Source organism: Polynucleobacter sp. (assembly GCF_040400325.1).
Classification (GTDB): domain Bacteria; phylum Pseudomonadota; class Gammaproteobacteria; order Burkholderiales; family Burkholderiaceae; genus Polynucleobacter.
In genome coordinates, this window is the sequence record NZ_JBBAQK010000001.1 from 284,064 (window position 1) to 302,779 (window position 18,716).

The window sequence follows — 18,716 nt, forward strand, 5'->3', positions numbered from 1 at the left end:
GTAGTTTTTAGATGAATACATTACTTGATCAATTCTCAATGAACGCAGTAGCTTGGGCTGCTCTGGGACCCATTTCTGAGCAAGAAAAACAGCTTCGTATTGATCTAGCTACGGCCTATCAGTTAGCGTATCTAAAAAATTGGGATGACGGAATCTATACCCACATATCAGCATCTATTCCTGGTGAGGATGGCGCTTATTTACTCAATCAGTTTGGGCTTTGCTTTAATGAGATCACCCCACAAAATTTAGTGAAGGTCAATATTGAGGGTCGGATATTGTCTGGTGATGATCCAGTCAATCAGACGGGTTTTGCCATTCATGGTGCGGTACATGCAGCAAGGTCAGATGCACATTGCGTATTTCATTTACATGTGGATTCTGTAATTGCTGTATCAGCCCAGAAAAAAGGATTACTACCAATATCCCAACATGCTTTGCGTTTCTATCAAGATATGGGCTACCACGCATACCAGGGCTTAGCACTCTCATCGCAAGAGCAGACCTCCTTGATTGCAAACTTAGGAAATAAGAAGGCCATACTTTTGCATAATCATGGCAGCATTGTTTGTGGGGCTAGTATTCAACAAGCATTTTATTTAATGGATGTTCTAGATAAAGCCTGCAAAATTCAGCTACTAGCTGGGTCAACTGAGGACCTTATCATTCCTGATGATGAACTATGCCAGTTAACATATAAGCAATTGTGTAGTGATGGTGATCAAGAGGGCCAGTTAGAATGGCCTTCATATCAACGTTTATTAATTAACTATTAGTCGGAGGTAAAGGTGCCAGTCATTCAAGTTCAATTATTTGAAGGTCGTACAGAGGATGTAAAGCGTGAGTATGCGAAAGCAATTACTGAGGCTGCTGTCAAAATTATGGGCTGCTCTGCTGAGTCTGTAGATGTGATTTATCACGATATCAAAAAATCAGATTGGGCTACTGCAGGTAAGCTATGGAGTGATTAGTGACAACTTTTATACTACCAAGATCCCCATCGATTGGGGATTTTTTATTCAATTTGCTCCGAGGGAAGGCCTTTCCACCACTCTCCTTTGAATTGACCTTGTAACCAATCAATACATTGAATCACTTTGGTAGGTACGTGTTTAGGTGATGAAAACACAGCATGAATTTCTTGGCTAGGCAGCAACCAATCTTCCATTACTGCTTGCAAAGCTTGATCTTGAATAGATTGGTGGGCTACATAGCAGGGTAGTGCTGCCAAACCCATTCCCGCTCTGGCTGCTGCGAGAATGGAAGAGAGGTTATTGGAAATAAATGGCCCCTTGACCTCAACGATTTCAGTATGATTTTGAGGACTCGTAAAGCTCCATCGATGATCACTTTGTGCTGTTGTATAAATGAGGGCTCGATGCTTTTTGATATCTGCGGGTATCTTAGGTGCTGGATGTTCCTTCAGATAATGGGGGTTGGCAACCAATATCCAGGGATTCATACCAATAAACCGGGAGCCCAGCGAAGAGTCTGGCAGATTTCTCATCCGAATGGCTAAATCAACTCCTTGCTCAACTAAGTTGATGTAGCGATCATCCATACTCAAATCAACTTCTAACTCTGGATGATGTGACATAAACCCTAAGATGGAGGGCGTTAGTACGCGGCGCCCAAAAGCAACAGAGGAGCTAATAGTTAATTTGCCACGAACCTTAGACTGCATTAATGAGGCTAGATCATCAGCCTCATTAATTTCCTGAGAAATGAGCTTACATTTTTCATAATAGAGCTTGCCGATTTCCGTAGCGGTGACGCCACGTGTGCTGCGATGCAGCAATAAAGTGCCCAAACGTTTTTCCAGGCTAGCTACAAACTTAGTGGCAGTTGGCTGGGTAATGCCTAGGTCCTCAGCAGCCTTACTAAATGAGCCTGTCTCAACAATTCGTACAAATAGAAAGATGCCTTGAACGCGATCCATTGTGATTTTTAATGATTTTGATGCACTATTTTTACACTATTCCATGGTGGAATACTAGATATAGATTTACTGATCTTCTCAAAAAGCCCAAATTTCAAGATCATAGCCTTACAACAACATTGGGAGACGAATCATGGCAAAAATGAAGGCAGCAATGGCAGCAGTTTTAGTGATGGAAAAAGAGGGCATTACGACTGCTTTCGGTGTTCCTGGTGCTGCAATTAATCCGCTCTATGCACAACTTCGTGAACGTCAGTCGATTACCCATATTTTGGCGCGACACGTAGAGGGTGCATCGCATATGGCCGAAGGCTACACACGTGCAAAGGCAGGCAATATTGGCGTCTGCATTGGCACTTCCGGCCCTGCGGGAACCGATATGATTACTGGCCTCTATTCTGCTATCGCCGATTCCATTCCAATTCTTTGTATTACTGGTCAAGCGCCACGCGCACGTTTGTACAAAGAGGATTTCCAAGCTGTTGATATTGAGAGCATTGCTAAGCCTGTCACCAAGTGGGCTGTTACGGTTCGTGAACCAGGTTTAGTGCCACGTGTATTTCAGCAGGCGTTTCATATCATGCGCTCTGGTCGTCCAGGACCAGTGTTGATCGATTTACCAATTGATGTCCAGATGGCTGAAATTGAATTTGATATCGATACTTACGAGCCATTAGCGGTTTACAAACCTACAGCAAGCCGTAAGCAAATCGAAAAAGCGATAGAAATGCTAATGACCGCTGAAAAGCCATTGATTGTGGCTGGCGGCGGAGTGATTAATGCAGATGCTTCCAAGCTATTGGTAGAGTTTGCCGAGCTGATGGGCATTCCAGTCATTCCAACCTTAATGGGCTGGGGATCTATTCCAGATGATCATCCTTTAATGGCAGGTATGGTCGGATTACAAACCGCACATCGCTATGGCAATGCGACTATGTTAGCAAGCGATTTTGTATTAGGGATTGGTAATCGTTGGGCTAATCGTCATACTGGCTCAGTTGAGGTTTATACCAAAGGCCGTAAGTTCATTCACGTTGACGTTGAGCCTACCCAAATTGGTCGAGTCTTTACTCCTGATTATGGAATTGTTTCTGATGCCAAAGCAGCTCTTGAGTTATTTGTTCAAGTTGCAAAAGAGTGGAAGGCAAAAGGCAAGTTGAATAATTACGCTGATTGGGTAAGTCGTTGCCAAGAGCGTAAGAAACTCATGTTGCGTAAGACAGATTATGACAATGTTCCAGTGAAGCCACAACGTGTGTATCAGGAAATGAATACTGCATTTGGTCGCGATACTGTCTATGTCTCAACTATTGGTTTATCACAAATTGCTGGCGCGCAGTTCTTGCATGTTTATGGTGATCGTCAATGGATTAACTGTGGGCAAGCTGGACCTTTAGGTTGGACCATACCTGCTGCTTTGGGTGTACTAGCTGCTGATCCTACTCGTACCGTTGTGGGTTTAGCGGGCGATTATGATTTCCAATTCTTAATTGAAGAGTTAGCTGTGGGTGCGCAATTTAAATTGCCACTAGTGATGGTTTTGGTGAACAACAGCTATCTTGGCTTAATTCGTCAGGCACAACGCGGTTTTGAGATGGACTACTGCGTACAGTTAGCCTTTGACAATATTAACGTGGACGATACAACCCTCAAGGGCTATGGCGTTGATCATGGCAAAGTAGTTGAAGGTTTGGGTTGTAAATTACTGCGCGTGACAGATCCTGCCAAGATTAATGCTACCTTAGTTGAAGCACAAAAAATGGCTAAACATTTTATGGTGCCAGTAGTGGTAGAGGTAATCTTAGAGAAGGTCACTAATATTGCTATGGGCACGGAGATTGACAATATCAATGAGTTTGAAGAAATTGATTGTCGTCACCCAGCCGGTCGTGAGGGATTACAAATGGCAGGCCTCTTAGACTAAGCATTCATGTAGTCTGTAATACAAGAGCCCAGATTAAAACCTGGGCTCTTTCTTTTGGTGGGTAATTACGCCCCCAGCACCTCTAATAACTCTGTCTCAAGTTGAATTTGTAACTTGGGATTTTTGCTTAAGTTCATTGCGTCTAGTAACAGTACATCTTCTACTCGTTCGCCTAGCGTGTTAATTCTGGCGGTATGAATCGATACCTGATGTTTGGCTAATACTCTAGAGATCGTATAGAGCAGACCTGTCCGGTCGCTAGCAGACAATGCCAGTGTGTAATATCTGCCACGATCATCGGGGACCATATGGACTCGTGGTTGAATAGGAAAAGTCCGGGACTGTCTGGAGAGTCGCCCCATACTAGGGTTGGGAAGTGGCCCAGCATTTGTCAACGCTGCCGATAATTCAAACTCGACCAATTGAATGATGTCACGATAACTTCCGCCTTCATCCACTAAGTTACTGCCTGAGATTTGAAAGGTATCTAAAGCATAGCCATGACGAGTAGTATGAATGCGAGCATCCCAAATTGAGAATCCATGTCTTTCAAAGTAGGCGCAGATTCTGGCAAAGAGATCTTCTTGGTCTTTCACATACACCGCAACTTGAAGTCCCTCACCAATTGGTGAGAGGCGGGCGCTGACGATGGGCTGTACGCTATTCACTTTGTTGAAAAGGTGTCGGGTCAGCCAGGCAATATCCTCTGAATCCTGTCTTAAGAAGAAGGCTACATCAAGTTGCTTCCAGAGATCCTCATAAGCATCATCCTGAATGCCATATAAACGCAATTTAGTCCGAGACTCTTCTTGGTGCTGCGCCAACTCTGAAGAAGCATCGGGTTTAGCTCCACCCAAGACTCTGAGTGTGGCACGATAGAGGTCCTCTAGGAGTTTGCCCTTCCAGGCGTTCCATACCTTAGGGCTTGTGCCTCGTACGTCTGCCACAGTTAATAAGTAGAGCGCAGTCAGGTGGCGTTCATCACCTACTTTTTTGGCAAAGGCTCTCACTACATCTGGGTCACTAATATCTTGTTTCTGGGCAGTCTGGCTCATATTGAGATGCTCTGCAACCAGCCATACTAATAGTTCAGTATCTTTTTTATCTAAACCATGCTCTTTAGCAAACTTTCGCATATCTGCTTTACCCAATTGGGAGTGATCACCACCACGCCCTTTGGCAATGTCATGGAAGAGAGCTGCAATTACTAGTAGCCATGGTTTCTCAAAATGGGCAATCAAGCTACTACAGTACGGAAATTCATGAGTATGCTCAACTACCATGAAGCGACGCACATTGCGTAACACCATCAAGATATGTTGATCGACTGTATACACATGAAATAAGTCATGCTGCATCTGTCCAACGATTTTTCTGAAGACAGGTAAATAGCGCCCTAGAACACTACTGCGATTCATTAGCTGAAATGCACGGCTGACACCATCGGGTTGCTGAAGAATCTCGATAAAGAGAGCGCGATTCAAGGGATTAGCGCGCCACTTGCTATCCATTTTTTGGCGGGCGTTATAAAGGGCTCTAAAAATAGTGGCAGAAAGACTCTTTACATTAGATGTTTTTGCAAAAACTAAAAATGTTCGCAGTATTTGCTCGGGAAGTTTTTGATAGAGCTGTGGATCAGTGATGTCCAGCACACCCTGTCTTTCAAAAAAGAATTCATTACCTTCACCGGGAATGGGGTGAGTCGTTTTCGATTCTTGGGGAAATAGTAAAGCTTCAATATTTTGAAGTAGGACATCATTTAACTGAGTCACTGCTTTAGCTGCCCAATAGTAGCGACGCATAATCGCTTCGCTAGCTAGGCGGGGGTTATCTATTTCGATGCCCATTGAGGCTGCTAGTGCTGCTTGCAAGTCAAATGCCAGCACATCTTGCCTGCGGCCTGCTAATAAATGCAAATTGGCGCGCAAGGTTTCTAAAAAACGCTGATTACGATTGAGTTCAGTTAATTCACGATAAGTTACTAGGCCAGCTTGATTTAAATCTTTAAAGGTATTACCCAGTAGAGCAGCCTTACTTACCCAAGAAATAATTTGCAAATCGCGCAGACCCCCTGGACTTTCTTTGCAATTAGGCTCAAGAGCGTAGGGGGTATCTTGATACTTGTAATGGCGCTGGATTTGTTCGGCTTGTTTTGCTTGAAAAAAAGTCTTAGGGTCCAAGGAAGATTCAAAAATCTTTGCAAATTCTTTAAAGAGCTGCCTATTGCCGCAGATTAAGCGGGATTCAAGGAGAGAGGTTCTCACGGTGATGTCTTGTTCTGCCTCTGAGATACATTCTGAAACTGTTCTGACAGAAGAGCCAATTTCGAGACCAGAATCCCAGCACTGAGCAACAAATTGCTCAACTCCTTTAGATAGGGCTTCTATTTGCTGGGTATCTGCCGGCAGCAATATCAAAATATCAATATCAGAGTATGGAAATAAAGCCCCCCTACCAAAGCCGCCTACCGCAACAAGTGCAGCCTCATTGTTTAGGCTACAACTACTCCATAGATGACTTAAGTGCTCATCACTCAGTCTACTTAATTGCTTAGTTAACTTACCTACTGCTTGAGTTTTTTTAAACTCACTATAGGCAATTTCCCGTCCAGCCCGAAGGCTAGCTGCATCTTTGATATCGCCAGTGGCCTGAGACATGCTCATTGGTTTAGGCGTTAGCTAATGTGGGTCTAAACGAGAGGTCCTTGACGCAATCGGGTGCAGGGTTACTTCCTTTGGACCATGTTAGGACCTCAACGCCGGTCGAGGTCACCAGTAAAGTGTGTTCCCACTGGGCTGACAAACTTCGATCTTTAGTTTTCACTGTCCATTGATCGGGCATCGTCCTGATTTCGCGACGGCCTGCGTTAATCATTGGCTCAATCGTAAATGTCATACCAGCAACTAATTTTTCACCGGTGCCGGGGCGGCCATAATGCAAAATTTGGGGATCTTGATGAAATACTTTTCCAATGCCGTGACCGCAGTATTCGCGCACAACTGAATAGCCTGCTTTTTCTGCATGAGTTTGAATCACGTGCCCAACATCACCTAAAGATGCTCCAGGTTTTACTTGTGCAATACCAAGCCACATGCATTCAAAAGTCACTTGTGTAAGACGTTTGGCAAGTACGGAAACTTCACCAACCATAAACATCCGACTGGTATCGCCGTAATATCCGTCAGGCGTTATCACAGTGATATCTAAATTAACGACATCTCCGTTTTTCAGAATCTTTTCCCCAGGGATTCCATGACAAATGACATCATTTACTGAGGTACAAATGGAAGCAGGAAATGGGGGATAACCTGGTGGCTGATAATTCAGTGGAGCTGGAATCGTTTTTTGAACATCGCGCATGTACTCGTGACAAATGCGATCTAATTCTGCTGTACTGACTCCCGCTTTTATAAAAGGGCCTATATGATCCAAAACTTCGCTCGCTAGGCGACCCGCCTCACGCATCCCAAAGATGTCTTTTTCTGCAGTAATTACACTATTCATACCTTGATTATCAACGACTTGCTAATATTTAATAGCCCATAACTGCCTAAAATTTGGGCAGTATGTCACTGTGATGGCCTCTAAAGCATTGTTGCGAGCTTTGCTCTTCATTTGCAAGAGGGACGACACTAGCTAGACCATTGATATATAAGCTATAATTTTAAACTCAGGTCTATTTTGGACTTGAAATCCCGAGTTGGGCCTTCCAGGGTGGCGCTTTTTAGCGCAGCTAGGACCCAACTTTAGAACGAACCCTTAGGAGAAGTTATGTCAATAACGATGCGTCAAATGCTGGAAGCCGGTTGCCATTTTGGTCACCAAACCCGCTTCTGGTCCCCAAAGATGGCCCCATTTATTTTCGGTCATCGCAATAAGATCCACATCATCAACTTAGAAAAAACATTGCCAATGTTTCAGGACGCCCTGAAAGTTGCAAAACAAGTTGCTGCTAATCGTGGCACGATTTTATTTGTTGGTACTAAGCGTCAATCACGCGAGATCATTGCTGAAGAAGCGACTCGTGCTGGTATGCCTTACATTGACAGCCGTTGGTTGGGCGGCACGCTGACTAACTTTAAAACTGTTAAAGGTTCCCTCAAGCGTTTGAAGGATATGGAAATTGCTAAAGAAGCTGGTGACTGGGAAAAGCTTTCCAAGAAGGAAGCTTTGACGAATGATCGTGATCTCGACAAATTGCAAAAAGCGCTTGGCGGTATCAAAGATTTGAACGGCGTTCCTGATGCTATTTTTGTTGTAGACGTTGGTTATCATAAAATTGCTATTACCGAAGCGATCAAATTGGGTATTCCAGTGATTGCAGTTGTGGATACCAACCACTCACCAGAAGGCATTGATTACATCATTCCTGGTAACGATGACTCTAGCAAGGCAGTAACTCTCTATGCTCGTGGGATTGCTGATGCGATCCTTGAAGGCAAAGCAAATGCAGTACAGGAAGTATTGACTGCCGTTAAAGAAGGTGAAGAAGAGTTTGTTGAAGAAGGGAAAGCTGAATAATGGCTGCTATTACCGCTGCAATGGTTGGTGAGTTACGCGCCAAAACTGATGCTCCGATGATGGAGTGCAAAAAAGCTCTAACTGAGGCTGCTGGTGATATGGCTAAAGCAGAAGAAATTTTGCGTGTCAAGCTGGGTAGTAAGGCTGGTAAAGCTGCTTCTCGTGTTACCGCTGAAGGTATCGTTACATCATTTATCGATGGCACTAACGGAGCTTTACTTGAAGTGAATTGTGAAACTGACTTCGTTTCAAAGAACGATGACTTTTTAGCTTTCACTAATGATTGCGTGAAGTTAGTTGCGCAGAAGAATCCAGTCGATGTAGCCGCTTTGCTTGCACTGCCAATGAATGGCCAAACTGTAGATGAGGTTCGTAGCGCATTGATCGGTAAGATTGGTGAAAATATCATGCCACGTCGTTTTAAGCGTTTTGTTAGTGGTGGTAAGTTGGCTTCTTATCTGCACGGCACACGTATTGGTGTGATGCTTGAGTTTGAAGGCGACGAAACGTCTGCTAAAGATGTGGCAATGCATATTGCTGCGATGAAACCAGTGGCTTTGTCTATGGCGGATGTTCCTGCTGAGTTAATTGCTATTGAGCGTAATGTTGCAGTTCAAAAAGCTGCTGAGTCTGGCAAGCCACCTGAGATCGTTGAAAAAATGGTCGAGGGTTCTGTCCAAAAATACCTCAAAGAAGTTTCTCTGCTCAACCAATCATTTGTTAAAAATGATAAGCAATCCGTTGAGCAAATGCTCAAGGCTGCCAATACCAACATTCAGAGTTTCACTTTGTTTGTGGTTGGCGAAGGGATTGAGAAGCGTCAAGACGACTTTGCGGCTGAAGTAGCTGCGCAGGTGGCCGCTGCCAAAGCAACTGCTTAAATAGCTATTCTGGGCCCAGCCCGCTAGCTTGGTAGTGCCTCATAGGGCATAGAAACCTTGGTTTCTGTGCCCTTTTCTTTGATCTAACCCAAGCCCTTTATAATTTGGCAGAGAAATTAAAAATCGCTTGAAGATCAATAAGCTAAGCAAGTAAATTGCTGGGCAAATTACGGAAAAATAAGATATGCCAGCCTACAAACGAGTCCTCCTAAAACTATCTGGTGAAGCCCTTATGGGCGATGATGCTTTTGGTATCAATCCAGTCACAATCGATGCCATGGTTGCAGAAATTGCAGAGGTTGTGAATAGTGGGGTGGAGTTGGCCATTGTGATTGGCGGAGGAAATATTTTCCGAGGTGTGGCAGGCGGCGCAGCAGGTATGGATCGAGCAACTGCCGACTATATGGGTATGCTGGCTACTATGATGAATTCTTTAGCGCTACAGGATGCATTGCGTCAAAAAGGTGTTGAGGCTCGGGTTCAGTCTGCTCTCAGAATGGACCAAGTGGTAGAGCCGTATATTCGCCCACGCGCTATTCGTGCGATGAGTGAAGGCAAGGTAGTTATTTTTGCAGCAGGTACAGGTAACCCTTTCTTTACAACCGATACTGCTGCAGCCTTACGGGGCGCTGAGATGGGTGTTGAAATCATGCTCAAGGCTACCAAGGTTGATGGTATCTATAGTGCCGATCCTGTGAAGGACCCTAAGGCGACTTTGTATAAGACGATTAGCTTTGATGAGGCACTCATTAAGAATTTACAGGTCATGGATGCAACTGCATTTGCGTTGTGCCGCGATCGAAAATTACCAATCAAAGTATTTTCAATACTCAAGCCTGGCGCTTTGATGCGCGTAGTGCAGGGTGAACCTGAAGGTACTTTAGTTCACGTTTAATAGGAGGCTTGATGTCTGCAGCAGAAATTAGAACAAATACCGATCAAAAGATGCACAAGTCTCTTGACGCATTAAAAACCAATTTGGCAAAAATTCGTTCTGGACGAGCCAATCCTGGAATTTTGGAGCATATTCAAGTTGATTATTACGGCAATCCAACTCCTTTAAGTCAAGTAGCTAGCCTTGGATTAGCTGATGCTCGAACGATTAACGTACAGCCCTTTGAAAAGACCATGGTTGCGGTGATTGAAAAAGCCATTCGTGACTCTGACTTAGGATTAAATCCAGCGTCACAAGGCACAGTCATTCGTGTTCCAATGCCGGCATTGACTGAAGAGCGTCGTCGTGAATTAAACAAAGTAGTTAAAAGTGAAGGTGAAGAGTCAAAGATCGCAGTTCGTAACTTGCGACGCGATGCTAATGAGCACCTCAAGCGTTTAACAAAAGACAAAGAGATTTCTGAGGATGAAGAGCGTCGCGCAACCGATGATATTCAGAAGATGACCGATAAAGCTGTAGTCGAGATTGACAAGATCATCTCAGAAAAAGAAAAAGAGATCATGACGGTTTAAAGCCAGACTGTACCCCCCATCCTTTATGATCAAACACCCTAGTTCAACCCTGACTATCCCCCAAGTAAGCGCGATACCGCGCCATATTGCCATCATCATGGATGGTAATGGTCGTTGGGCTAGTAATCGATTATTGCCTCGAGTGGCAGGCCATGCCGAAGGTTTGGACGCAGTTCGTAAAATTGTTCAAGAGTGCCGTCGTATTGGCGTCGAGTATTTAACGGTCTTTGCATTCAGTTCTGAAAATTGGCGTCGCCCACCCGAGGAAGTGAGCTTCTTAATGAAACTCTTTCTGAAGTCCCTTAAAGGTGAAGTTTCGAAACTGGCAGAAAATGATATTTCATTACGCCTGATTGGTGATATCAGTCGCTTCGATTCCTCAATTCAGGAGATGGTGCAATTTTCTGAGCATAAAACGGCTGGATGTAAGAGTCTGACATTTACGGTTGCAGCTAACTATGGTGGTCGTTGGGATGTATTGCAGGCTATGCGTCAATGCTTGACAGCAAATCCAAACTTGCAGCCAGATCAGCTTACTGAAGAATTATTGCAGCCTCATTTATCTATGGCTTATGCCCCAGAACCTGATTTATTTATTCGCACTGGTGGTGAGCAGCGAATTAGTAACTTCTTATTGTGGCAGTTAGCCTATACCGAGTTGTACTTCACGGATGTTTTGTGGCCAGATTTTGACGAAACCCAATTGCATAAAGCCTTCGAATGGTATAGCCAGAGAGAGCGCCGCTTTGGCCGAACCAGTGCTCAGCTTGCATCAAAAGTCATGAGCGAAGCGGTTTGATTTTTCCTGTAGATAATTCATGTTAAAAACTCGAATTATCACTGCCGCTATTCTTTTGGCAATCTTGCTGCCAATCCTATTCTGGCTACCCTCCGTCTATATTGCTGTATTTTTCTTGTTAGCTCTATTAGCTGCCGCCTGGGAGTGGAGTCGTTTACTCTATCCTCAGGTTGGGCGGGCTGCCTGGCTCTATGCTGCATTTTGTTTGGCGATTATTTTATTTTTATTGGCCATGCAAAATGTTGCCTGGCAATTTGCTATATTGTTATTGGCAGTGATTTTTTGGTTTTTCTTGGCCCCATTTATTTTGGCTAAGGGTATGCTCGTTTCTCTCGATCGGCTGAGACCTTTTTATGTAGTACTCGGACTTATTTTATTGCCTGCAACTTGGTTTGCTTTGGTCTTTTTGCGTGATCTCGGGCTAGTATTTTTACTCAGCACGATGGCTTTTGTATGGGTTGCTGATATTGGTGCTTACTTTGTTGGTAAGGCCTTTGGAAAGCACAAACTTGCAGCACAAATTAGCCCCGGGAAATCCATTGAGGGTGCTCTAGGCGGCTTATTACTTTGCTATGCTTACGCTTTACTTTGTGTATTCTATTTACCATTTGAGTCGACGCTATTTGGTGCCTGGGCAATTCGCTTTGGATGGGTGCCGATGTTCTTGATGGCGACTGTCTTAACAGCGTTTAGTGTATTTGGTGATTTATTTGAATCTCAATTAAAGCGCATGGCAGGTGTTAAGGATAGTAGTCACTTATTACCAGGGCATGGAGGCGTGCTCGATCGTGTCGATGCTCTCATTCCGACCATGCCAATTGCGGCCTTACTCGCGGGACTAGTGTAAGAGTGATGAGACAAATTTCAATTCTAGGATCAACTGGATCTATTGGCCTTAGTACCTTAGATGTGATTCGGGCCCATCCAGAACTCTTTAAGGTATTTGCTTTAACTGCTAGTAAGCAGGTCGAATTATTGGCGCAGCAGTGTATTGAATTTTCACCTGCCCTTGCAGTCATTGGTGATGCACAAGGGGCTGCACGCTTAACGGCCTTACTGCTTATAACAAATAGCCGTACCCAAGTTTTGTATGGGCCAGATGCATTGGTGAATGCAGTGACCGATTCTGGTTGCGATACGGTGATGGCTGCCATAGTTGGGGCCGCAGGTTTGGTTCCCACTTTAGCTGCCGCAAAAGCCGGCAAAAGAGTATTGTTGGCTAATAAAGAAGCTTTAGTGATGTCTGGCCATTTATTTATGCAGGCCATGAAATCTGGTGGTGGTGAGCTCCTCCCAATTGATAGTGAACACAATGCCATCTTTCAATGTCTGCCGCCTCAATTTACTAAAGCATCACAAGCGGCTTTAGGAGTTGAAGAATTATGGCTCACAGCTTCTGGAGGCCCATTTAGAGATACTCCACTTGAACAATTAACCACCATTACACCAGCGCAAGCATGCGCTCATCCTAATTGGGTGATGGGCAGAAAGATTTCAGTAGATTCTGCAACCATGATGAACAAGGGGCTTGAGGTAATCGAGGCCTTTTGGTTGTTCGGTTTGCCCCTAGAAAAAATTAAGGTTCTCATTCATCCGCAAAGTGTCGTTCATTCGATGGTGCGCTATGTTGATGGTTCTGTGATTGCCCAATTGGGTCAGCCTGATATGCGCACGCCTATTGCATATGGTTTAGCCTGGCCTAATAGGATAGAGGCTGGTGTAGCCCCTCTCAACTTGGCACAATTGGCTGCCTTGAGTTTTAGTGAGCCAGATTTGATCCACTTTCCTTGCCTTGCACTTGCTTTTTTAGCGGCTCAGGCGGGAGGGATTGCTCCAACAGTTTTAAATGCTGCTAATGAAATTGCAGTTGCTGCATTTCTAGATGAGGGGATGCCATATTTGCAGATACCTAAAGTGGTCGAAAAAACCTTGAATGCCATCCAAGCCTGCCCAGTTGAATCGATTGAAGTTATTTTAGATATTGATGCGCAAGCTAGAAGAGTGGCAAGCGATTTTATTAAGGTAATTTAGTTCGAGTAAGCAATAAATTTACTAAGGAGTTTTCATTGCAAGCATTAATGACCCTAGCTGCTTTTTTAGTGACTTTAGGCGTGCTAGTGAGCTTTCATGAGTTTGGGCATTTTTTGGCCGCACGGGCTTGTGGTGTTCGAGTATTGCGATTTGCTGTCGGATTTGGTAAGCCGCTTTTTACCTATCGAGCGAGTAATCAAACTGAGTGGGTATTGGCAGCGATTCCTTTGGGCGGTTACGTTAAGTTATTGGATGGTCGTGATCGTGAACAAGTCATCACCCCACAAGAAGAAGTAAATGCTTTTGATAGTAAAAAATTATGGCAACGATCCTTTATTGTTGCGGCGGGACCTTTTGCAAATTTTTTGCTGAGTGTGATTTTATTTGCAGTGATTTATGTCTCAGGAGTTCCTCAATTACCGGCCATTTTGGATGCGCCACCTGAAAATTCCCTCGCTGCTAAATTAGGCTTATCTAAGGGCGATAGGGTGGTTGCCTGGCAAGATTTATCTGATGATAAGGCGCTGATTCGGCAAGGGGAGTTTGATCCTATTCCCAGTTGGAATGCCTTACGCTGGGACTTATTAAATTCGATCACAGCTCATCAAGGATTTGCCTTAGAGATGCAAAGCCCCAATGGAGGAAGTTTTACCAAGGTTTTTCCTGCGCGAGATTTACCTCAGGTGACGCCCGAATCTGACCCGATGCAGGCTTTGGGAATTAGACCAATCATTACTCCTCCTGCGACCTGGCAAGAGCTGCAATTAGGTCCTATTGATGCCTTAGCATATGCTAGCCATCGCGTCTGGTTGATTACCAAGGTTTCCGTACGGCTAATGGCCGGAATTTTTACTGGTAATACCTCCATCAAACAGCTCGGAGGACCTTTGAGTATTGCAGATATGGCTGGGAAGTCTGCCCAGGTTGGTTGGCAACCTTTTTTTGCCTTTCTAGCGCTCATTAGTATTAGCATTGGCCTTCTGAATTTGCTCCCTTTTCCCATGTTAGATGGGGGTCAGCTCCTGTATGATGCATGGGAGTTGGTTGCTGGTAAGCGAATCTCGATTTCCATGCAAGAGCGGTTCCAAAAAGTGGGCTTTCTTTTGCTAATTTCTCTCTCGCTCCTAGCCTTGTTTAATGATTTGCAACGCTATCTCTTACCTTGAATTTTTTGATTTCTCCCCTTCCTGCTTTTACCCGATTTTTGGTTCAACTATTGTTAGTTGTTACTGCTGGTATGAGCTTGAATGTCCAGGCAGCAGATTCTTTTGTGATTAAGGATCTTCGCATTGAAGGTCTGCAGCGTGTAGAGCCTGGGACAGTTTTTAGTTACTTACCTGTCCAAGTAGGCGATACCTTTACCGATGAAAAAGGTGCTGAAGCGATTAAGGCTTTGTATAGCACCGGCTTTTTTAGAGACGTTCAAATTCAAGCACAAGGCAATGTATTAATTGTGATTGTTGAAGAACGGCCAACGATCTCTCGGATTGAATTTACTGGTATGAGGGAGTTCGACCAAGAGATCGTTCGAAAATCTCTCAAAGCTGTTGGCGTTGCAGAAGCCCGTTTTTATGATAAAGCCCTGATCGACAAGGCTGAACAAGAATTAAAGCGTCAGTACATTGGTAAGGGCATGTATGCCGCTGAAGTTGTAGCTACGGTTACTCCAGTCGAGCGTAATCAGGTTGCAATTTATTTCAATATCGATGAGGGTCCTGTCGCAAAGATCCAGGAAATCAACTTCATTGGAAATAGTGTCTTTAGTGAAAGTACTCTCAGAGGAGAGATGCAATTAAAGACGGGCGGTTGGTTATCTTGGTATAGCAAAGATAACTTGTATTCAAAACAAAAATTAACCGCTGATTTAGAAAATATTCGCTCTTTCTATTTAAACCGCGGTTACCTTGAGTTTGTTATTGAGTCCACTCAGGTATCGATCACCCCAGATAAAAGAGGCATTTATTTAACGATTAGTATTCGCGAGGGTAATCAATTTACTGTTAAAAATGTCCGCCTTGCTGGTGACCTACTGGGTAAAGAAGACGAGCTGATGCGTTTAATTCAGCTTAAGCCAGGCGATATCTTTTCATCTGCCAAGTTAACTGAGAGCACTAAGGCTATCGCCGAGGTCCTTGGGTCTTATGGTTACGCATTTGCAACTATCAATCCTCAGCCTGATATCAGGCGTGAACTTAGTGAAGTAGATTTGACCTTGGTTGTAGATCCCGGTCGTCGTATTTATGTTCGCCAAGTAAATGTCACTGGTAATTCTAAAACTCGCGATATGGTGATTCGTCGTGAGGTGCGTCAATTTGAGAGTTCATGGTTTGACAGTGAAAAGATCGATCTGTCGAAAAAACGCTTAGGACGTATGGGCTACTTTACTGAAACTGATATCACGACTATGGATGTTCCGGGCTCCCCTGATCAGGTCGATGTCAACATCAAAGTTTCTGAAAAACCAACTGGCTCAATAACACTTGGTGCTGGTTTTTCTACAACAGAAAAACTTATTTTGTCTGCAGGTATTAATCAAGATAATGCATTTGGCACTGGAACTGCGATTGGTCTAAATATTTCTACGGGTAAGATTAATCAGAATCTAGCGCTATCTCAGTATGACCCTTACTTCACTGAAGAAGGCATTAGCCGCTATACCGATTTGTACTACCGCTCATCTAAACCCTTGTATTACACGGGCGATCCTGATTACCAAATTAAGTCAGTCGGCTCCAATATTAAGTTTGGCGTTCCTTATAGTGAAGTAGATCGGGTATTTTTTGGAACGGGACTGGAGTTCTATAGGATCAGTACCTCCTCTAGTACTCCGCAACCTTATTTAACGTATGCAGAGAGTTACGGAATTGCGCCTCCGGGTTACCCTGCTACATTAACGACCTATAACGTCCCGATAACGGTGGGTTGGTCTCGTGATGGGCGAGATAGTGCCTTGATTCCATCCTCAGGATCTTTACAGCAGTTATCAGGTGAGGTTGGTACCCCTGCAGGAAATATGACCTTTTACCGTGTATTCGGTCAATATCAGAAATACCATTCCTTTTCCAAAGGAAACATTCTGTCCTTTAACGGGGAGGTCGGTTACAGCCAGGCTTACGGCAATAATCCCTTCCCAATCACCAAAAACTACTATGTAGGTGGTATTGGCTCAGTTCGTGGATATGCCCCTGGATCCTTAGGGCCTACCTTCTATAACACCAATACAGGCCGTAATCAGCCCACTGGCGGACAGTCTAAAATCGTCTCCAACATCGAATATACGGTACCCGTTCCAGGCTCTGGCGCCGACAAAACCCTTAGGGTATTTGGGTTCGTGGATGGCGGTAACGTTTATGGCGAGAATATCAACCTAGTTTTACGCTATTCTTATGGCTTAGGTTTATCATGGATATCACCGCTGGGACCACTTAAATTTAGTTACGGTATCCCGGTTAAGTCTTTGCCAACGGATAATATCCAGCGTTTGCAGTTCCAGATAGGTACAGCGTTTTAATTGTTTAAGGAAAGTTTTATGAAGCTTCGTCGTTCTTCAAAGTGGATTCAAGCCAGCTTAGTAGCGGTGGTAGCAGTATTTTTTACATCAAACGTTTACGCTCAAGATTCTGGTTTACGCATTGGGGTAATTAACGTTGACAAGGTTTTGAATGAATCTAATCTCGCGAAACAAAGCAATGCTAAGTTGGAAAAGGAATTTTCTAAACGCCAAAATGACTTGCGTGATATTGCTCAAAAAATTAAGGTAGCTGCTGAAAAACTCGATCGTGATGCTGCCGTAATGGCTGAGCCTGAGCGTATCCGTCGTCAACGTGAATTAGGCGATCAAGATCGCGAACTACAGCGTAAGCAACGTGAGTACTCCGAGGATTTAAATATGAGAAATCTTGAGGAGCGTAGCAAGCTTATTGAAAAAACAAATATTGCTCTAAAGCAGATAGCTGAACAGAGAAAATTTGACTTGGTAATTCAGGACCCCGTGTATGCAACTCCTAAAGTTGATATTACCGATGATATTATCAAGGCTTTGAATAGCCTCAAATAAGCTTTATGCCTACCGCCATCGAGCTGGCCAAACAGTTTCAAGCAAGCTTGGTGGGGGAGGCCTCCCTCTCATTTAATAGCCTCGCTCCTTTAGAGCGTGCGCAGTCAGATCAAATATCTTTTCTTTCTAATCCACTATATCGTCAGCAGGCAAGTGACAGTACTGCCGGTGCTTTGATTTTGAGTCAGTTGGACCTTGATTTTTTACAAGCAAACCCTAGCAACAATTCTGCAAAGCGTGTTTACTTTGTCTCTAAAAATCCTTATGCAACCTTTGCCAAAATGGCACAGTACTTTGCTCAAGCCACTACATCGCTATATAAACCTCTATTACATCCTAGCGCTGTAATTGATCCCAGCGCAATCATTCCAGCATCGTGTCATATTGGCCCCTTTGTGAATATTGGCGCAGATGTGAAGTTGGGAGAGCGTGTGGTGGTATTGGGCAATAGCACTATTGCTAGAGAGAGCGTGATTGCTGATGATTCTGTCATCTACCCTGCCGTATCGATTTACTATGCTACTCAGATTGGAAAGCGCTGCATTATTCATAGCGGTGCCGTAATAGGGGCTGATGGGTTTGGTTTTGCGCCCGACTTTACCGCGACTGGCGGTGAGTGGGTGAAAATACCTCAGACTGGAAGAGTCATCATTGGCGATGATGTTGAAATCGGCGCGTCTACAACCATTGATCGTGGTGCAATGAGTGATACGGTGATTGGTGCAGGTAGCAAAATTGATAATCAAGTGCAAATTGCGCACAATGTTGTGATTGGAAACTGCTGCGTCATTGCGGGCTGTGCCGCGATTTCAGGGAGCACCCAAATTGGCCATTACTGCATTATTGGTGGAGCAGCAAACTTTGCTGGACATCTGACGATTGCTGATCGAACGACCGTTTCGGGCAATACTTCCATAATTCGCTCTATTACTGAGCCTGGTCAGCATTTCACGGGGGTCTATCCATCAATGCTCCATGGTGCTTGGGAGAAAAATGCTGTCATCCTACGTGGGCTGGATAAAATACGTCAACGCTTGCGTTTATTGGACAAAAACCAAAACAAGGAGTCTTAGGACTCCGCCATCCCAATTAATTTA

17 protein-coding genes are annotated in these 18,716 nt (G+C 44.2%); 14 read left to right on the top strand and 3 right to left on the bottom strand.

The annotated features are described in order from the left end of the window. Positions 1-11 precede the first annotated feature (11 nt). Both ABWP14_RS01455 and ABWP14_RS01460 read left to right on the top strand, forming a co-directional pair. Complete coding sequence (locus ABWP14_RS01455) at positions 12-776, top strand: class II aldolase/adducin family protein (protein ID WP_353201187.1); 765 nt, start codon at positions 12-14, stop codon at positions 774-776. A 12-nt stretch (positions 777-788) separates the two neighbouring features. Beyond that, positions 789-971, top strand: a complete 183-nt coding sequence (locus ABWP14_RS01460) for a 4-oxalocrotonate tautomerase (RefSeq protein ID WP_353201188.1) — start codon at positions 789-791, stop codon at positions 969-971. Between the two features lie 44 nt (positions 972-1,015). Here the strand turns inward: ABWP14_RS01460 and ABWP14_RS01465 are convergent, their stop codons facing one another. Beyond that, a complete protein-coding gene (locus tag ABWP14_RS01465) occupies positions 1,016-1,939 on the bottom strand; it encodes a LysR family transcriptional regulator (RefSeq protein WP_353201189.1) in 924 nt (307 codons plus the stop codon). A gap of 133 nt (positions 1,940-2,072) precedes the next feature. Between ABWP14_RS01465 and gcl the strand changes: the two genes are divergently transcribed. Beyond that, positions 2,073-3,863: a glyoxylate carboligase gene (gene gcl, locus ABWP14_RS01470; protein ID WP_353201190.1), complete on the top strand. Its 1,791-nt coding sequence runs from the start codon at positions 2,073-2,075 to the stop codon at positions 3,861-3,863. A 65-nt stretch (positions 3,864-3,928) separates the two neighbouring features. Here gcl and ABWP14_RS01475 read toward each other — a convergent pair whose 3' ends face one another. Beyond that, on the bottom strand, positions 3,929-6,520 hold the full coding sequence (locus ABWP14_RS01475) for a [protein-PII] uridylyltransferase (RefSeq protein ID WP_502930125.1): 2,592 nt from the start codon (positions 6,518-6,520) through the stop codon (positions 3,929-3,931). 10 nt (positions 6,521-6,530) lie between these two features. Next, the gene (gene map, locus ABWP14_RS01480; protein ID WP_353201192.1) at positions 6,531-7,367 is read right to left on the bottom strand and encodes a type I methionyl aminopeptidase; all 837 of its coding nucleotides are present in this window, start codon (positions 7,365-7,367) and stop codon (positions 6,531-6,533) included. A gap of 267 nt (positions 7,368-7,634) precedes the next feature. Here map and rpsB point away from each other — a divergent pair, with 267 nt between their 5' ends. The 11 genes from rpsB to lpxD all read left to right on the top strand — a co-directional run bounded on the left by rpsB (position 7,635) and on the right by lpxD (position 18,692). Beyond that, a complete protein-coding gene (gene rpsB / locus ABWP14_RS01485; RefSeq protein ID WP_353201193.1) occupies positions 7,635-8,384 on the top strand; it encodes a 30S ribosomal protein S2 in 750 nt (249 codons plus the stop codon). Further along, complete coding sequence (gene tsf / locus ABWP14_RS01490; RefSeq protein WP_353201194.1) at positions 8,384-9,265, top strand: translation elongation factor Ts; 882 nt, start codon at positions 8,384-8,386, stop codon at positions 9,263-9,265. The genes rpsB and tsf overlap by 1 nt, the downstream gene beginning before the upstream one ends. 184 nt (positions 9,266-9,449) lie before the next feature. Next, positions 9,450-10,160 (top strand): UMP kinase, encoded by a 711-nt coding sequence (gene pyrH / locus ABWP14_RS01495; protein WP_353201195.1) that lies wholly within the window; start codon positions 9,450-9,452, stop codon positions 10,158-10,160. Positions 10,161-10,171: 11 nt separating this feature from the next. Further along, positions 10,172-10,732, top strand: coding sequence for a ribosome recycling factor (gene frr / locus ABWP14_RS01500; protein ID WP_353201196.1), 561 nt, complete (start codon positions 10,172-10,174; stop codon positions 10,730-10,732). A 25-nt stretch (positions 10,733-10,757) separates the two neighbouring features. Continuing rightward, entirely contained in the window at positions 10,758-11,531 is a 774-nt protein-coding gene (gene uppS, locus ABWP14_RS01505; RefSeq protein ID WP_353201197.1) for a polyprenyl diphosphate synthase, read from the top strand. A gap of 19 nt (positions 11,532-11,550) precedes the next feature. Then, positions 11,551-12,378, top strand: a complete 828-nt coding sequence (locus ABWP14_RS01510) for a phosphatidate cytidylyltransferase (RefSeq protein WP_353201198.1) — start codon at positions 11,551-11,553, stop codon at positions 12,376-12,378. A 2-nt stretch (positions 12,379-12,380) separates the two neighbouring features. Beyond that, a complete protein-coding gene (gene ispC, locus ABWP14_RS01515; protein WP_353201199.1) occupies positions 12,381-13,562 on the top strand; it encodes a 1-deoxy-D-xylulose-5-phosphate reductoisomerase in 1,182 nt (393 codons plus the stop codon). Positions 13,563-13,597: 35 nt separating this feature from the next. After that, positions 13,598-14,728 (top strand): M50 family metallopeptidase, encoded by a 1,131-nt coding sequence (locus ABWP14_RS01520; protein WP_353201200.1) that lies wholly within the window; start codon positions 13,598-13,600, stop codon positions 14,726-14,728. Between the two features lie 71 nt (positions 14,729-14,799). Further along, on the top strand, positions 14,800-17,073 hold the full coding sequence (gene bamA / locus ABWP14_RS01525; protein WP_353201445.1) for an outer membrane protein assembly factor BamA: 2,274 nt from the start codon (positions 14,800-14,802) through the stop codon (positions 17,071-17,073). An 18-nt stretch (positions 17,074-17,091) separates the two neighbouring features. Continuing rightward, positions 17,092-17,619, top strand: a complete 528-nt coding sequence (locus ABWP14_RS01530) for an OmpH/Skp family outer membrane protein (RefSeq protein WP_353201201.1) — start codon at positions 17,092-17,094, stop codon at positions 17,617-17,619. 5 nt (positions 17,620-17,624) lie between these two features. Then, positions 17,625-18,692 (top strand): UDP-3-O-(3-hydroxymyristoyl)glucosamine N-acyltransferase, encoded by a 1,068-nt coding sequence (gene lpxD, locus ABWP14_RS01535; RefSeq protein ID WP_353201202.1) that lies wholly within the window; start codon positions 17,625-17,627, stop codon positions 18,690-18,692. Positions 18,693-18,716 lie beyond the last annotated feature (24 nt).

What these genes read in the sequence shown, in the direction of transcription:
- map (WP_353201192.1), bottom strand. Translation starts at nt 7,367, where the DNA reads ATGAATAGTGTAATTACTGCAGAAAAAGACATCTTTGGGATGCGTGAG.
- ABWP14_RS01475 (WP_502930125.1), bottom strand. Translation starts at nt 6,520, where the DNA reads ATGTCTCAGGCCACTGGCGATATCAAAGATGCAGCTAGCCTTCGGGCT.
- bamA (WP_353201445.1), top strand. Translation starts at nt 14,800, where the DNA reads ATGAGCTTGAATGTCCAGGCAGCAGATTCTTTTGTGATTAAGGATCTT.
- uppS (WP_353201197.1), top strand. Translation starts at nt 10,758, where the DNA reads ATGATCAAACACCCTAGTTCAACCCTGACTATCCCCCAAGTAAGCGCG.
- ABWP14_RS01510 (WP_353201198.1), top strand. Translation starts at nt 11,551, where the DNA reads ATGTTAAAAACTCGAATTATCACTGCCGCTATTCTTTTGGCAATCTTG.
- tsf (WP_353201194.1), top strand. Translation starts at nt 8,384, where the DNA reads ATGGCTGCTATTACCGCTGCAATGGTTGGTGAGTTACGCGCCAAAACT.
- ABWP14_RS01530 (WP_353201201.1), top strand. Translation starts at nt 17,092, where the DNA reads ATGAAGCTTCGTCGTTCTTCAAAGTGGATTCAAGCCAGCTTAGTAGCG.
- ABWP14_RS01465 (WP_353201189.1), bottom strand. Translation starts at nt 1,939, where the DNA reads ATGGATCGCGTTCAAGGCATCTTTCTATTTGTACGAATTGTTGAGACA.
- rpsB (WP_353201193.1), top strand. Translation starts at nt 7,635, where the DNA reads ATGTCAATAACGATGCGTCAAATGCTGGAAGCCGGTTGCCATTTTGGT.
- pyrH (WP_353201195.1), top strand. Translation starts at nt 9,450, where the DNA reads ATGCCAGCCTACAAACGAGTCCTCCTAAAACTATCTGGTGAAGCCCTT.
- lpxD (WP_353201202.1), top strand. Translation starts at nt 17,625, where the DNA reads ATGCCTACCGCCATCGAGCTGGCCAAACAGTTTCAAGCAAGCTTGGTG.
- gcl (WP_353201190.1), top strand. Translation starts at nt 2,073, where the DNA reads ATGGCAAAAATGAAGGCAGCAATGGCAGCAGTTTTAGTGATGGAAAAA.
- frr (WP_353201196.1), top strand. Translation starts at nt 10,172, where the DNA reads ATGTCTGCAGCAGAAATTAGAACAAATACCGATCAAAAGATGCACAAG.
- ABWP14_RS01455 (WP_353201187.1), top strand. Translation starts at nt 12, where the DNA reads ATGAATACATTACTTGATCAATTCTCAATGAACGCAGTAGCTTGGGCT.